The organism is Nocardioides carbamazepini (assembly GCF_024614185.1).
In the GTDB taxonomy this organism is placed as follows: Bacteria; Actinomycetota; Actinomycetes; order Propionibacteriales; family Nocardioidaceae; genus Nocardioides; species Nocardioides carbamazepini.
The window spans coordinates 211,316-225,930 of record NZ_JAHTLF010000025.1; the positions used below are offsets into that span (position 1 = coordinate 211,316).

The window sequence follows — 14,615 nt, forward strand, 5'->3', positions numbered from 1 at the left end:
ATGACGGTCCGGACATGACACAGGCCCCGCCGTGGCGGGGCCCGTGTCAATGTCCGGGTGACGGTGCTCAGCGCGACGCGGCGCGCTTGCCCCCGGAAGCCGAGCCGTCCGAGCGGCCGGACTTGCCGCGCTCGGGGCTGGTCTCCTCGTAGTAGTAATAGTAGTAGGAGCCGATCGCGCGCTTGGCGACCATGTTGACCACGATGCCGTAGAGCCGGCCGCCGACCTGGTTGAGTCGCTTGACGGCCTCGGCCACCTGGTCGCGCGTGGTCTCGGCGTGGCGGACGACGAGGATGACGCCGTCGCCGATGGTGGCCAGGACCGACGTGTCCGCGACCGGAAGCAGCGGCGGCGCGTCGATGATCACGATGTCGTACGACGCCCGCAGCCGCTGCAGGAGGTCCTGGGTGATCCGGGACTGCAGGATCTCGGTCGGGTTCGGGGGCTTGGCGCCGGAGGCGAGCACGTGCAGGCCACTGGCCTCGTGGACCTGGATCGCGTCGTGGATCTCGGTGCGGCCGATCAGGGCCGTCGTGAGGCCGATCGCCGGGTCGAGGCCGAGGGTGGTCGCGACCCGGGGACGGCGCAGGTCGGCGTCGATGATCAGGGTGTTGCGGCCGGTCTGGGCGAGGGCGACGGCGAGGTTGGTGGCCGTCATGGTCTTGCCCTCGCCGGGCACGGCGCTGGTGATCACCAGGCAGCGCGGCTGGTTGTCGAGGTCGATGAACTGCAGGTTGGTGCGCAGCAGCCGGAACGCCTCGGTGCGCGCGGCGAACCCGCCGAGGTCGGTCAGCAGGGGAGCGTTGCGCATGTCGGTGTCGAACCCGACGCTCGCCAGGACGGGGGCCTCGGTGATCTCGCTGACGTGGTCGGCGGTCCGGATCGTCCGGTCCAACAGCTCGCGCACGAGGGCGAGGGCGATGCCGAGCAGCAGGCCGACCAGGCCGGCCACCACGAGGTAGAGGGCGGTGCGGGGGCTCACCTGGGACGGGTTGTAGCTCGCCTTGTCGGTGATCTGCGCGGTGATCTGGGGCGACTCGCCCGACGACGTCCCGCCCGGGGTCTCCAGCTCGGAGATGTAGCGGGTGAACTGGTCGGTGAGGACGTCGTTGATCGTCTGGGCCTGCCGGGCCGAGGTGTCGGTCACCTTGAGCTGGATCAGCGAGGTGGTCTCGACGACCTCGGCGGTGATCTCACCCGCGAGCTGTCCGGGGGTCATGTCGAGGTCGAGGGCGTCGATCACGCGCTGGGAGAGCTCCTGGCTGCGCGCCAGGTCGGCGTACGCCGTGGCCCGGGTCTGCGCGAAGTACAGCGCCGTGATCGCGTCGGTGCTCTCCCGCACGTCCACGCTGAGGAAGACGGTCGACTTCGACTCGTACTTCGGCGTGAGGACGACGAAGCTCAGCAGTGAGGCGACACCGACTCCGACTGCCATGAGCGCGACGACACTGAGCCACCGGCGTCGGAGCACTCCGACGAACTGTTTGAAGTCCAACGTGTCGACCCTCGTCCTCGCGTGTGCAGGGGCAGTGTGATCCGGCACGCAGCCGGCGGTCGAAAGTGTAGGCGGTCACCGCTCCTGGTGGCGCAGGACGCCACACGTCGGCGCGTGACCACCACTATGCTCAGCCCCATGTCGACCGAGCGGCGCCGCCGGCGCCGCAGCCGGCCGCGGACACCGATCGAGCGACTGCGGCGCCGGCTCGGTCACCTGGTCCGGAGCCGGCACCGTGGCCTCTTGCTCCTGGCCGCGGTCCTGCTCGTGGCGGGCACCTGGGTGAGCTGGACCCTGTGGTCCACCAGCCGGGCGCTCGCCGAGGTGGCGACCCGCGCCGAGGTGATGCGTGCCGCGCTCATCCGCGGGGACGCCGACGGCGCCCGCCGGGCGATGGCGGAGTACCGCGATGCCGCCGAGACCGCGGAGGCCCGCACCGGTGGCCTGACCTGGTCCACGCTCGAGCTGCTGCCGGTCCTCGGGGACGACCTCGACGGCATCGCCGTGGTCTCGGGGGTGCTCGCCGACCTCGGCAGGGACGGACTGCCGCCGCTGGCCGACGCCGCCGAGGAGGTCTCGGGCGAGGCCTTCCGGCCACAGGACCACGCCTTCCCGGTCGACGCGATCGCCGGGCTGGCCGACCCGGCCCAGCGCAGCGAGGCGGCCTTCGACAGCGCGGACGCCGCGCTCGCCGACGTCGACCCGACCTCCTTCGTCGGCCCCGTGCGGCATCGGTTCGACGAGCTGCGCGACCTCGTCGTCGACGCGCGGCAGACCCTCGACACCACCTACCGCGCCGCTCGGCTGATCCCCCGCCTCATCGGCGACGACCGGCCGCGCCACTTCCTGATGGTCCTGCAGAACAACGCGGAGGCACGCAGCAGCGGTGGCCTCCCGGGCGCACTGACCCTGGTGCGGGCCGACCGGGGCGAGGTCGAGGTCGTCGAGCAGGCCGACGCCGCCGATCTCGGAAGCTCCGACCAGCCCATCCTCCCGCTGAGCGCCGAGGAGCGGGAGGCCTTCGGCGAGCTCCTCGGCGTCTATCCCGTCGACGCCACCCTCACCCCGGACTTCGGGCGGGCCGCGCAGCTGCTCCGTACCCGTTGGCAGCAGGCCCGCGGCGGACGGGTGGACGGCGTCATCTTCGTCGACCCCGTCGCCGTGAGCTACCTGCTCGCCGGCACCGGCGCCGTGCCCGTCCCGGGCTATCCGGCGGTCACCTCGGACACGGTCGTCGCCGCCGTGGAGAACCAGATCTACCGCCTCAGCGAGGACCGGGACGTGCACAGCGACTACCAGCAGGCCGTCGCCGAGGCCGTGTTCGACGCGTTCGCCGACGGCTCGGGCAACTCGGTCGCCGTCCTCACCGGTCTGGTGCGCGGGGTCCAGGAGGGCCGGGTCCGGCTCGCCCTGACCGAGCCCGAGGCGCAGCAGGAGATCGCGGGCACCGCGATCGCGGGCGAGTTCACGCCCGAGGGGAGCGCCGGACCGCAGGTCGGCATCTATCTCAACGACGCCGGCCCCACGAAGATGCAGTACTACCTCGCGTACGACGCCCGCGTCTTCGCGCGCTCGTGCGTCGGCCGCCGGCAGTCGATCGCCGGCGAGGTGGAGCTCCACAGCGACACCCCGCCCGACGTCGGGCAGCTGCCGCCCGCGATCACCGGGGCGACCTACCCGGGTGTGCGGGTCGCCCCCGGCCACCAGCTGCTGGTGATCTATCTGACGACTCCGGTCGGCGGCGAGGTCGAGGAGGTCGAGGTCGACGGGCGTCCGCAGTCCATCGACGCGGTGCCGTTCGAGGGGCGCGACCTGGTCCGGGTCGCGGTCTCCCTCGCGCCCCAGGAGCGGCACCGCCTCTCCTTCGTCATGCGCGGCGGCCAGGCCCAGGACGGGGACATCGAGGTCGAGGTCAGCCCGGGGTCGCGCCCGGTGAGCTCCAACGCGACGGTGCCGTCGGCCTGCGCGATCCGCTGACCGCGGCCCGGCCCCAGTTCTTTACCTTCGGGTCACCGCGCCGCCACGGATCCACGGCACTGCCGTCACCCGGCGTCGTGAACATGACTGTCCGTGCCCCCCACCTCCCCGGTGGCGCGACTGGCCGATGCCCTTCTCGTCCCCTCCCTCGATGACCGCCTGGTCGACCTCGTCGGCGCGCCCGGCTTCGTGCCCGTGGCGTTCCTGCTCGCCTTCGCCGCCGGCGCGGCCCACGCCGTCGGCCCCGGGCACGGCAAGAGCCTCGCCGCGGCGTACCTCGTCGGCTCCGACGGCAAGGTCCGCGATGCCGCGTGGCTCGGGGTCTCGGTGGCGGTCATGCACACCGTCTCGGTCCTCGTCGTCGCTGTCGCGTGGACCTTCCTCTCGCTCTCGGACCTGCTCTCGCTCGAGCGGCTGACCAGCGCGCTCCAGCTGTTCGCGGGCGTGCTGGTGATCGGCGTGGGGGTCTGGCTGTTCCGCCGCCACCTCCGCGGCGGTCCTGGACACGGTCATGGGCACGGTCATGGGCACGGGCATGGTCATGGGCACGGCCACGGTCATGGGCACGGTCATGGGCACGGCCACGGCCACGGCCCCAGTCGCCCCGGGCTGGTCCTGCTCGGCATGTCCGGCGGCCTGACCCCGTCGCCGGCGGCGTTCCTGGTGCTGGTGACCGGCATCTTCACCGGCCGCTCCGGGTTCGCCCTGCTGCTGGTGATCACCTTCGGCCTGGGCCTGGCCACGGTGCTGTTCGGGGTCGGCCTGCTCGCGCTGGCCGGCCGCAACGTCGTGCTGCGAGCCGCCGAGTCGCGCGCCCTCGTCGCCGCGGCGACCCGGATCGCGCCGGTGCTCGCGGCCGCGAGCATCACGGTGATCGGTGGCGTGCTCACGACGACGGCGGTCGGACAGCTGGCGGGAGCGGCATGATCGCCGCGCATCCGTTCGGTGATCCGCAGACCGTCGAGATCGCGGCCGACGCCGACGACCCCGCCGTCGTCCATGTCACCTGGAAGGTCGGCGCGGCCGACGACCTCACGCTGCTCGGCATCCACCTCGGCGTGCTGCCCGAGGACCGGGTCATGCTCGACGGCGCCATCACCTACGACGACGGCGACGCCGCGCTCGTGGAGCAGGCCCCGGAGGTCGAGGAGTACCTCCTCGAGCACGTCACGGTGAGCGCCGCCGGCCAGGCGTGCGCCGGCCGGGTCGAGGCCACCGGCGACCTGATCGTCGACGGGGCCGACCTCGTCTTCGCCTGTGCCGAGGCACCGGGGCTCGCGACGGTCGCGGTCAGCACGCTGACCGACCTGCACCCGGCGTACCGCACCCTCGCCACCGGGCCCGACGGCCAGCACCAGGTCTACGGTGCGGACGCGCCCAGCCACGACTGGTCGCTCGGCGTCGCCGGCACCGGCGACGGCACGACCGGCGGTGCCCCGCGGGAGCAGTCCCTCGGCACCGGGTCCAGCGCCGCCCTCCAGATCGGCGGCGTCCTCGGCGCCGTGCTCCTCGTCGCCGTCGCCGGGGCCGTCGTGGCCCGGCGCAGGCGGCGGCTCCCTCCCACCCTCACCCCCTAAGGAGACATGTCGTGCCCGCACGACCGATGCGCAGGCTCCGGCTGCTCGCCACCTCGGTGGTCGCGGCGGCCGTCGCCTCGGGTGGCCTGCTGGCCATGCCGAGTCAGGCCGCACCCGCCGCAGCCCCGACGCTGCTGCCGCAGGCCGCCACCGCCACCGCCGCCGCCGAACCGGCGCCCACCCCGGACATCCTCGACGTCGGCTTCCCGGGCGGCGTGCCCACGGACGCCGCCCAGTCGCTGGCGCCGATCACCTATGGCACCCCGACGTACGGCACCGACGACCGGCAGGGCCCGGTGATGACGGTGGACGGCGTCGACGACGCGGTCGGCTTCGCCTTCGAGGAGCAGTGGCCCAAGCTGACGACCGGCGCCAGCATCGAGTGCGTGTTCCGGGTGGACACCGCGATGCCGGTGGTCCGGGAGATGGACCTGTGCTCCGACAAGGAGGCCGGCGGCCTGTCGATGTACGTCACCGGCGGCAACCTGGGCTTCATGGGCCACATCGGCGGCGGCTACAAGAGTGCTCTCACGCCGATCGAGGGGGACCGGTGGTACCACGCCGTCGCGACCTGGGACGGCAGCCAGATCAAGCTCTACGTCAACGGGCAGCTCGCCCAGACCACGCCGGCCGCCGGCGCCCTGACCGCCCCGGCGGCCGCGGCCCAGCGCTTCATCGTGGGTGCCGACGCCAGCCCGACCGGCATCGGTCAGCCCGCTCCGCCGAGCACCTTCGCGGCCTCCGGCGTCTTCTCCCGTGCCGTCACCGCCGACGAGGCGAAGGCCCTCGCGGCGGAGTGGGACACCGCCGTACCGACGCCCGCGGCGGACGTGCTCGACGTCGACTTCGCGGACGGTACGCCCAAGGAGCGGGTCCGCGACCTCGCGGTCAAGACCTTCGGCAGCCCGACGATCGCGCACGACAACGCGCTCGGGCGTGACGTCGTGACCTTCGACGGTGATGACGCCTACGGCTACGCGCTCACCCCGCACTGGGGCGAGATCAGCAATGCGGTCACCCTCGAGTGCACCTTCCGCTACCTGGGCACCTTGCCGCGGAGCACCGAGGCCGCGGTCTGCTCCGGCAAGGAGGCCGGCGGCCTCTCGATCTACATCAACGAGGACAAGATCGGCCTGATGGCGCACATCGGCGGTGGCTACAAGACCGCCCGCGCCACCTTCAGCGCCAACCGCTGGCACCACGTCGTCGGCCTGTGGACCGGCACCGAGATCCGGCTGTACGTCGACGGAGCACTCGCCGCGACGACGCCGGCCACCGGCGCCCTCACCCTGCCCAATGCCACGGCCCGCGCCTGGACTCTCGGCGCCGACTCCTCGCCCAACGCCGGCGCGCAGTTCTACGCCCCGGCCAAGCTGGCGAACGCCCGCATCTACAGCCGCGCGCTGAACGACACGGAGATCAAGGCGCTCGACATCGCCGCCTTCGGCGAGCACCCGGACGCGGGCGTCAGCCTGACCTCCTCGGTGCCGGCGGCCGGCGACCACCTCACCACGCCGGTCGAGCTCGACCTCGACATCGCGCACGAGGACAACGCCACCGGCTGGACCTACCTCCTCGACGGTGAGCCCGTCGCCGAGGGCGACCTGGTCGGCCCCGGCCTGCGGGCCGGCGCGCACACCATCACGGCGTCCGCGGTCGACGTGTTCGGCAAGGAGATCGCCTTCGAGGTCCCGTTCGAGTCCGACACCATCCCCACCGGCGGCGGCACCGGCTCCGGGGAGGGCAAGGGCGTCGTCCAGCTCTCCGCGATCGCGACCAGCCCCGACGGCGGCGAGGTCACCACGACCTTCCGCGAGGCGACCGCGACCGTCGCCGACGGCGGTGTGCAGGGTGTGGTGAAGAAGGTCCCGACGACCCTGGACTTCGCGCACGAGGACGAGCAGCCGATCGCGGGCGAGCTCACGCCCGACGACGGCGAGGCGAAGGCCAGCGCCACCAGCGGCGACATCCCGTTCCAGCGCTTCGACGTGGAGGTCGGCGCGGCCGTCACCGGCCAGCAGGTCGTCTGGAAGGGCGTCGTCGACCCGGAGCGGTCCGTCACCCTGCACGCCTGGAACACCGAGACCTCGCGGTGGGCCGAGCTCGCCACGGCCCGCGGCGTACGCGACGGGGACACCGTCCTCAACGCCGTCGTCCGCCCGGCGATGGTCGACCAGGGCACCGTGCACCTGCTGGTGCTCGGCACCGACCCGTTCGCCGACGACCTCGCCCCGCGTGACGAGGCGGCAGCCGTTCCGGTGGACAAGGACCGGTTCGAGGACCCGGAGGACTACGACTTCTCGCTGGCCCACTTCACCGACACCCAGTACCTCGCCGAGGGTGCCGCGGGCGGTACCTACGACGACTGGGACGGCAACGCCGAGCCGTCGGATGTGATGAAGGAGGCGGAGCGGGCGATCTGGGACCGGGCCTACCGCGCCACCACCGAATGGATCGCCGACCAGGCCGGTCCGCGCAAGATCAAGTGGGCCGGGCACACGGGCGACATCATCGAGAACGACTACTACAACCCGCTGGCGACCAACGGCAGCGGCGGGCTGCTCTACCCGGGTCTCGACGAGCAGGTCACCCGCGAGTTCGAGTTCACCTCCGACGCGCAGGAGACGCTGGACGGCTCCGGCATCCCGAACCAGGTCATCGCGGGCAACCACGACAACCAGCTCGGCAACGAGACCGGTCCGACGTCGCGGTTCAACCGGTACTACGGGCCCGACCGCTACTACGAGGTCGCGAAGGGTTGGCCGACCGGTGCGTCGTACCACGCCTGGGACGAGACGACCGACTCCGAGGGCAACGTCAGCACGCCGGGCCAGGACAACCAGAACAACTACATCCTGTTCTCCGCGGGTGGCCTGGACTTCGTCGCCGTGGGCCTGTCCTACGGCGTCACCCAGGAGGAGGCGGACTGGGCCAGCTCGGTCTTCGAGCGCTACCCCGACCGCAACGGCATCCTGCTGACGCACGCCTACATCGCTCCCTCCACCGCCAAGGACGGACGGGGCGCGAGCTTCTCCGGCGACGGCTCGAAGCTGTACGACGAGGTCGTCTCGGCGAACCCGAACGTCTTCTTGATCCTGGCCGGCCACGAGCACGGCGTCGGCACCAACCTGAAGACCGGCGTGGGCGCGACCGTGCAGCACAACGTGGTCGAGCTGCTCGCGGACTACCAGTTCTACAAGGTGTCCGCGCGTGAGCTGTGGCCCGACAAGGTCGACAGCAGCGGCAACATCGACCTCGACGGCGACGGCGTCACGGACCACAAGGCGACCGACCTGCTGCAGTTCGGCGCGAGCTGGCTCCGGCTGCTCCAGTTCGACGTCGACCGGTCCGAGGTCAGCATCGACACCTACTCGCCGCACTTCGACAACTTCGGTGCGACCGAGTACGACGACCGCAAGCGCTACAACGGCGCCGAGGACAACCTGGTGCTGCCGGTCGACCTCTCCAGCCGCACCACGACGTTCTCGACCGACGGGCTCACGGTGGTCACCCCGACCGCCGAGGTGATCGGCGTGCAGACCGCCACGTCGGGCTGGCCCGCCACCGTCGAGTGGAAGGAGCTGACGGAGGGCGAGGTCTACGCCTGGACGGCGGAGAGCCGCACGCAGTCGGGCGACCGGATCGGCTCGCTGCGCCAGTTCGGCACGGTGTTCCGAGCGACGGCCGCCGGCACGGACGTCACGGCGCCGACCATCTCGGTGCCGGAGGAGACGACGGTGACGGTCGGCGAGGCCTTCGACCCGATGGCGGGCGTCACGGCGACCGATGCCGTCGACGGTGACCTCCGGGACCAGGTCGACGTCATCGGGGACGTCGACATCGACCGGGCGGGCAGCTACGCGCTCAGCTATGTCGTCGCCGACACCAACGGCAACCAGGCGATCGCCCACCGCGTGGTCCAGGTCGTCGAGCCGGTCGACTCCCGTGCCGTCACGACGGTCACGGTGGCCAACACGACGGCCATCTTCGGCACCGGCCTGACGCTGACCGCGAAGGTCGGCCCGACCGGCGCCACGGGCCAGGTCCGCTTCCTCAACGGCGAGGACCAGCTGTGTGAGGCGGCCGTCTCCGGCGGCGTCGCGACCTGCACCGTGTCGGTGCTGCCGCCGCCCGGCGACTACGTGCTGACGGCGCTCTACGACGGCGACGACGAGCACCGTGAGTCGCAGCGCTCCTTCGTGCTGAAGGTGGCGGACGCGGCCAAGGCGGACCCGGGCCTGAAGGCCAAGGCCAAGAAGGCCTCGCTCGCGAAGGGCAAGCGGGTTCTGCTGCGGGCGAGCGTCGCCGCGGGAGCCACCGGGCAGGTGGTGTTCCGCAGCGGCGGGCGCACCCTGTGCGTGGCGACCATCGAGGACGGCGTCGCGAAGTGCGAGGCGCGGCTCAGGCCCGGCACCTGGAAGGTGAAGGCGAAGTACGCCGGCAGCGCGGCGTACGCCAAGGACAAGGCGGTGTTCACGGTCCGCAAGCGATGAGGTGGCGTTGAGTCGTCACATCTGACCCGTTGAGTCGTCACTTCTGCCCGTCGCTGAGGCGACGGTGTCAGGAGTGACGACTCAACGCGAGGATCCGCCGACTCAACGGGTCAGATCCGCCGACTCGACGGGTCAGATGGGCCGACTCGACGGGTCAGATCCGCCGACTCAACGGGGAACTCGAGCCGCGTATCTCAATATGTGGGCATGCGTCTCAGTATTCGGAAGGGCGAGTTCATGGATCCGGCAAAGCCGCCTAGGCTCTTCCTCATGTCGACGACCCTGCTGCTGACCAAGCGGCGCGCGGTGGACAACTGCCGCGTCAGCTCGGCGCTGTGTCGACCCTGCTGACGGGTCTCTGAGTTCCCGGCCAGTCGGCCGTCTCACCCGTCGTCTCCGCGGCGCGCTCGTGCGCCCAGGCGCTGTCCTGTGCGTTCGTCGTGCTGCCCCGCCAGTAGGACGTGCAGGAGCACCGTCCGTCGTACCGCACCATCGCAACCACCAGAAGGAATCATCATGAGCCGCGAGAATTCACTCGTCTCCACCCAGTGGGTCGAGGACAACCTCGGCACCGACAAGGTCGTCGTCATCGAGGTCGACGAGGACACCACGGCCTACGACAAGGGCCACATCAAGGGTGCCATCAAGCTCGACTGGACCACCGACCTGCAGGACCAGGTCCGCCGCGACTTCGTCAACAAGGCTCAGTTCGAGGCGCTGCTGTCCGAGCGCGGTGTCGCCAACGACGACACCGTCATCCTCTACGGAGGCAACAACAACTGGTTCGCGGCCTACGCCTACTGGTACTTCAAGCTGTACGGCCACCAGGACGTCAAGCTCATGGACGGCGGCCGCAAGAAGTGGGAGCTCGACAGCCGCGAGCTGACCGACGAGCTGCCCACGCGCGCCGCCACCACCTACACCGCGCAGGAGCAGGACAGCTCGATCCGCGCCTTCCGCGACGAGGTCGTGGCCGCGATCGGCACCCAGAACCTGGTCGACGTCCGCAGCCCCGACGAGTTCGCCGGACGCCTCCTCGCGCCGGCCCACCTCCCGCAGGAGCAGTCGCAGCGCGCCGGCCACATCCCGACCTCGGTCAACGTCCCGTGGAGCAAGAACGCCAACGACGACGGCACCTTCAAGTCCGACGCGGACCTGCAGGCGCTGTACGCCGAGGTCGGCTTCGACGAGACCAAGGACACCATCGCGCTGTGCCGCATCGGTGAGCGCTCCTCGCTCACCTGGTTCGTGCTGCAGGAGCTCCTCGGCAAGAAGAACGTCAAGAACTACGACGGCTCGTGGACCGAGTACGGCTCCCTCGTCGGCGTTCCGATCGCGCTCGGCGACGAGCCCGGTGACGCCTGATGTGCGGCGCGAAGGTCGGCGGCCTGTCGCTCGACGGCGTCAACGTCGCCAAGGAGGCCGTGATCCAGGGCCAGGTCGTCCGCGGCGACGGTGAGGACGCGGCGCCCGTGGCGAGCGCCTACGTCCGGCTGCTCGACCAGACCGGTGAGTTCACCGCGGAGGTCCCGACCTCCGCGACCGGCCACTTCCGGTTCTTCGCCGGCGACGGCCAGTGGACGCTGCGCACGCTGGCCCCCAAGGCCGACCCGGTCGACCGCGTCGTCCAGGCGCAGACCGGCTCGGTCGCCGAGGTCCTCATCTCCATCTGAGACCCCCGCACGCCGCAACGGCCCGGACGACCCGTGTTCACAGGTCGTCCGGGCCGTTGGCGTTCCCGGTCAGCCCGCGGGGACCGAGGAGATCGTGGCGAAGTGCGGGGTGTCGCCTCCGGGGATGCCGCGCAGTCCGCGGCCCGGGGTGCGCAGGGTGATCCGCACCCGGTCCGAGCGGAAGAGGTCGTGGGAGAACTCGAAGGGTGTTCCGGTCGTGTCGTACGTCGTCCGGGTGATCGAGACCAGCGGGTCGCCGACGGCGATGCCGAGAAGCGCCGCCTCCTCGTCGGTCGCGTGGACCACTTCGACGACCTCCTCGGCGTCGGCGATGGCGATGCCGTAGTCGTTCTCGATCAGCTCGTAGATCGAGCCGCCCAGCGGCTGCTCCAGCAGGCCGGGGAAGCGGTCGGCCGGCAGGCGGGCGTGGTCGAGCGAGAACGGCGTGCCGTCGGCCAGCCGCAGCCGGCGTACGTCGACCACGAGGTCGCCCTCACCCAGCTGGAGCGCGCGGCGGGTCGGCGCGTCGGCGACGCCCATCTTGGTCGCGACGACCCGGGTGCCGGCCGAGTAGCCCTGCCGGGCGAGGTAGGCGGGCACGCCGACCACCTTGGTCAGGTCGTGCTCGACCTTGGCGTGGTTGATGAAGGTGCCGCCGCCGCGGCCGGCGACACGGCGGACCAGTCCGGCCTCCTCGAGCGCGGCGAGCACCTGGCGCAGCGTGGCCCGGCTGACGCCGTAGTGCTCGGAGAGCTCGCGCTCGCTGCCCAGCCGGGCACCCGGGGGGAGGGTGCCGGAGCCGATGTCGGTCAGCATCCGGCGCCGCAGCGTCTCCGCGACGGCGTGCTCGTTGGCCATGCCTCGCTCCTCTCCGGTGCGTCCCGGCGAACCGCCCGATTGGTCTGACCAGGTGGACGAAACGGTACCCGACCATGTCCGGTCGGCCCGGATGCAGGCTCAGATCTCCTCGAGCGCCTGCAGCGACTCCGGGAGGATCTGCCCGCCGTCGACGACCAGGCTCTGACCGGTGACGTACCCGGCCTCCTCGGTGGCGAAGAACAGCGCCGCGTTGCCGATGTCGGCCACGCTGCCGAGGCGCTTCTGGGGCACGCTGGCGGCCATCGCGGCGAGGTAGTCCTCGCCGAGGCCGTCGAGCCCCTCCGTGGCGACGTTGCCGGGCAGCACCGCGTTGATGGTGATGCCGCGGGGCGCCAGCTCCAGGGCCGCCGTCCGGACGAAGCCGAGCTGGGCGGCCTTGCTGGCGCCGTAGTGGGACCAGCCCGGGTAGCCGGTGTAGGGCCCGGTGATCGACGAGGTCACCACGATCCGGCCGCGACCGCTGGCGGTCAGCGCGTCCAGGCAGGCCTGGACGGCGAACACGGTGCCGTCGAGGTTGGTGGCCATCACGGTGTGCAGGTCCGCGGCCGTCATCGCGTCGAGCCGGGCCGCGGGGAAGATGCCGGCGTTGGCGCACAGCACGTCGATCCCGCCGTGCCGCTCGACGGCGGTCGCGGCCATCCGGTCGCAGTCCTCGCGCGAGCTCACGTCCGTGACGACATACGACGTCGCGCCGCCGATCTCCGCGCACGCGGCCTGCAGCGACGCCTCGTCCCGCCCGGTGACGAGCACGCGAGCGTCGGCCCGGGCGAAGACCGTGGCGATGCCGCGGCCGATGCCCTTGCTGCCGCCGGTGACGACGACGGAGCGTCCAGCGAGTGAGGTGAACATGGGTCCTCCGATTCGGATGGGATCAGGCGAGCGTGGCGCCGTCGGACGCCACATAGCGATGGGCGAGCTCGACGGAGTCGGCGGTGTAGCCGGGGCCGAGCTCCTGGCACTCGCGAGAGTGGGCGTGCGAGCCCAGCCAGGCGACGAGCAGGAGCCGGCGCAGCATGACGAAGGTCGGCAGCATCGCCTCGTGCTCGGGCGCGAGTGCCGTCACGGAGCGGTATCCGCGCAGCCAGGCGTCCTGCCACTGCGCCAGCCGGGGGTCGTGCTCGATGAAGGACACGGCGGTGCCGAAGTCGTACATGAACCAGGACAGCCCGCAGTCGTCGAAGTCGATGACGGTGACCTGGTCGCCCTCGACGAGCAGGTTGGCGAGCCGCAGGTCGGCATGGACCAGGCCGAACCGGTCCGCTCCCATGCCGTACGACGCGAGCCGCTCCCGCACGATCGCAGCGGCCGCCCCCAGCGCCTCCTCCTCGGCCGGGCCGACGCCGATGCCGTCCTGCCAGCGGCCCCAGCGGGGCTGCTCGCCGAGGGAGTGCTCCCAGTCCCACCGGAACCGGTGGAAGCCGGGCGGTCTGCTCCAGGACCGGGCGTGCTCGTGCATCCGCGCGGTGATCGCGCCGAGCGTCTCGAAGTCGGACGTGCCGAGCGCGACGTCGTCCGGCTCGATGCCGGGCACCAGCTCGAAGAGGACGCAGTGCCGCTCCCGGCCGTCGGCGACCACGGTGGTGACCCGCTCGCCGCGCTCGTTGGGGATCTCCGCGGAGGTGGCGACACCGGACTCCTCGCGCAGCGCGGCGAGCCAGGCGAGCTCGCTCTCGATGTCGCCGCGCGAGTGGTAGCCGACCCGGTGCACGCGCAGGATGGCGCTGCGTCCGTCGTCCGGGTCCTCGACCAGGAACGTGGCGTTCTCGGAGAGGTTGATCATCCGCAGGGTCCGTGCCGGGCTGAAGCCGTACGACGGCAGGGCCAGCTCCGCGACCCGGGTGTCGACGGCCCCGGCGACGGTGTCCATCAGTGCTCCCGTCCCTCGATCGACTCCAGGACCTTGGTGATCCGGTCGCGGGCCACCTCGACGTCCTCGGTGGTGCCGCTGAGGTACAGCCGCCCCGCCGCCCCGATGAACTGGACGTCCACCATCGTGATGCCGGGCGCCGCCCGCTCCGCCTCGTTGGCGGCCACGGCCGCGAACAGGGCGGGCGTCATCTCGTAGACGAGGAGCGACTGTCCCGGCATCACCATCGACCCCGATCGGTTGCGGTTGAGGATCACCGCGTGCTGGTCGGTGATGTGCTCGATGATGTCGTGGTAGAGCACCCGCGGGCGGAGCTGGTCGCTGGCCGAGCTGCCGGTGCCGTCGAGCACCGCCTGGCCGGCGGCGGTGACGTCGGCCAGCGACGAGGCGTGCAGCTCCAGCACGCCGAACTGCCGCTCCACGAAGAGGATGCCCGGCTCGACCGCCGGCACGGCGCGCAGCGCCAGATCGATCACACGCTCGATGGCGAGCGCGGGGGCGACCTCGATGATGAGCGCGTGGTCCCCGGCGTAGGGCGGGTACCCGCGGGCGCGCGTGGGCGTGCCCAGGTAGGCGGCGAACTGCGGCTGCAGGTCCTCGACCATCAGGTTGACCCGCAGCTCCGTACGGGCGTGGGTGGCGGTCATCGGACCT

General features: G+C 71.7%; 12 protein-coding genes. 7 read left to right on the top strand and 5 right to left on the bottom strand.

What is annotated here, in order from left to right:
• Nucleotides 1-67: 67 nt before the first annotated feature.
• Complete coding sequence (locus KVF89_RS27045) at nucleotides 68-1,543, bottom strand: tyrosine-protein kinase domain-containing protein (RefSeq protein ID WP_257430236.1); 1,476 nt, start codon at nucleotides 1,541-1,543, stop codon at nucleotides 68-70.
• 90 nt (nucleotides 1,544-1,633) lie between these two features.
• On the opposite strand from KVF89_RS27045, the gene KVF89_RS27050 reads away from it, so the two are divergent.
• The 7 genes from KVF89_RS27050 to KVF89_RS27075 all read left to right on the top strand — a co-directional run bounded on the left by KVF89_RS27050 (nucleotide 1,634) and on the right by KVF89_RS27075 (nucleotide 11,215).
• Nucleotides 1,634-3,472: a DUF4012 domain-containing protein gene (locus KVF89_RS27050; protein WP_257430237.1), complete on the top strand. Its 1,839-nt coding sequence runs from the start codon at nucleotides 1,634-1,636 to the stop codon at nucleotides 3,470-3,472.
• Nucleotides 3,473-3,565: 93 nt separating this feature from the next.
• Nucleotides 3,566-4,399, top strand: a complete 834-nt coding sequence (locus tag KVF89_RS27055) for a HoxN/HupN/NixA family nickel/cobalt transporter (RefSeq protein WP_257430238.1) — start codon at nucleotides 3,566-3,568, stop codon at nucleotides 4,397-4,399.
• Nucleotides 4,396-5,049, top strand: a complete 654-nt coding sequence (locus KVF89_RS27060; protein WP_257430239.1) for a hypothetical protein — start codon at nucleotides 4,396-4,398, stop codon at nucleotides 5,047-5,049. The genes KVF89_RS27055 and KVF89_RS27060 overlap by 4 nt, the downstream gene beginning before the upstream one ends.
• Before the next feature lie 11 nt (nucleotides 5,050-5,060).
• Nucleotides 5,061-9,542, top strand: a complete 4,482-nt coding sequence (locus KVF89_RS27065; protein WP_257430240.1) for a LamG-like jellyroll fold domain-containing protein — start codon at nucleotides 5,061-5,063, stop codon at nucleotides 9,540-9,542.
• Nucleotides 9,543-9,812: 270 nt separating this feature from the next.
• On the top strand, nucleotides 9,813-9,893 hold the full coding sequence (locus tag KVF89_RS30675; protein WP_372449664.1) for a putative leader peptide: 81 nt from the start codon (nucleotides 9,813-9,815) through the stop codon (nucleotides 9,891-9,893).
• A 165-nt stretch (nucleotides 9,894-10,058) separates the two neighbouring features.
• A complete protein-coding gene (locus KVF89_RS27070; RefSeq protein WP_257430241.1) occupies nucleotides 10,059-10,907 on the top strand; it encodes a sulfurtransferase in 849 nt (282 codons plus the stop codon).
• Nucleotides 10,907-11,215 (top strand): DUF1416 domain-containing protein, encoded by a 309-nt coding sequence (locus KVF89_RS27075; protein WP_257430242.1) that lies wholly within the window; start codon nucleotides 10,907-10,909, stop codon nucleotides 11,213-11,215. The genes KVF89_RS27070 and KVF89_RS27075 overlap by 1 nt, the downstream gene beginning before the upstream one ends.
• 69 nt (nucleotides 11,216-11,284) lie before the next feature.
• On the opposite strand, the gene KVF89_RS27080 is transcribed toward KVF89_RS27075, so the two are convergent.
• The 4 genes from KVF89_RS27080 to KVF89_RS27095 all read right to left on the bottom strand — a co-directional run bounded on the left by KVF89_RS27080 (nucleotide 11,285) and on the right by KVF89_RS27095 (nucleotide 14,608).
• Nucleotides 11,285-12,073, bottom strand: coding sequence for a GntR family transcriptional regulator (locus KVF89_RS27080; RefSeq protein ID WP_257430243.1), 789 nt, complete (start codon nucleotides 12,071-12,073; stop codon nucleotides 11,285-11,287).
• A gap of 99 nt (nucleotides 12,074-12,172) precedes the next feature.
• Nucleotides 12,173-12,943 carry a 3-oxoacyl-ACP reductase FabG gene (gene fabG, locus KVF89_RS27085; protein ID WP_257430244.1) on the bottom strand — a complete coding sequence of 257 codons (771 nt, stop codon included), beginning with the start codon at nucleotides 12,941-12,943 and terminating at the stop codon, nucleotides 12,173-12,175.
• Between the two features lie 22 nt (nucleotides 12,944-12,965).
• A complete protein-coding gene (locus KVF89_RS27090) occupies nucleotides 12,966-13,961 on the bottom strand; it encodes a phosphotransferase enzyme family protein (RefSeq protein ID WP_257430245.1) in 996 nt (331 codons plus the stop codon).
• Complete coding sequence (locus KVF89_RS27095) at nucleotides 13,961-14,608, bottom strand: hypothetical protein (protein ID WP_257430246.1); 648 nt, start codon at nucleotides 14,606-14,608, stop codon at nucleotides 13,961-13,963. The genes KVF89_RS27090 and KVF89_RS27095 overlap by 1 nt, the downstream gene beginning before the upstream one ends.
• Between the last annotated feature and the right edge of the window lie 7 nt (nucleotides 14,609-14,615).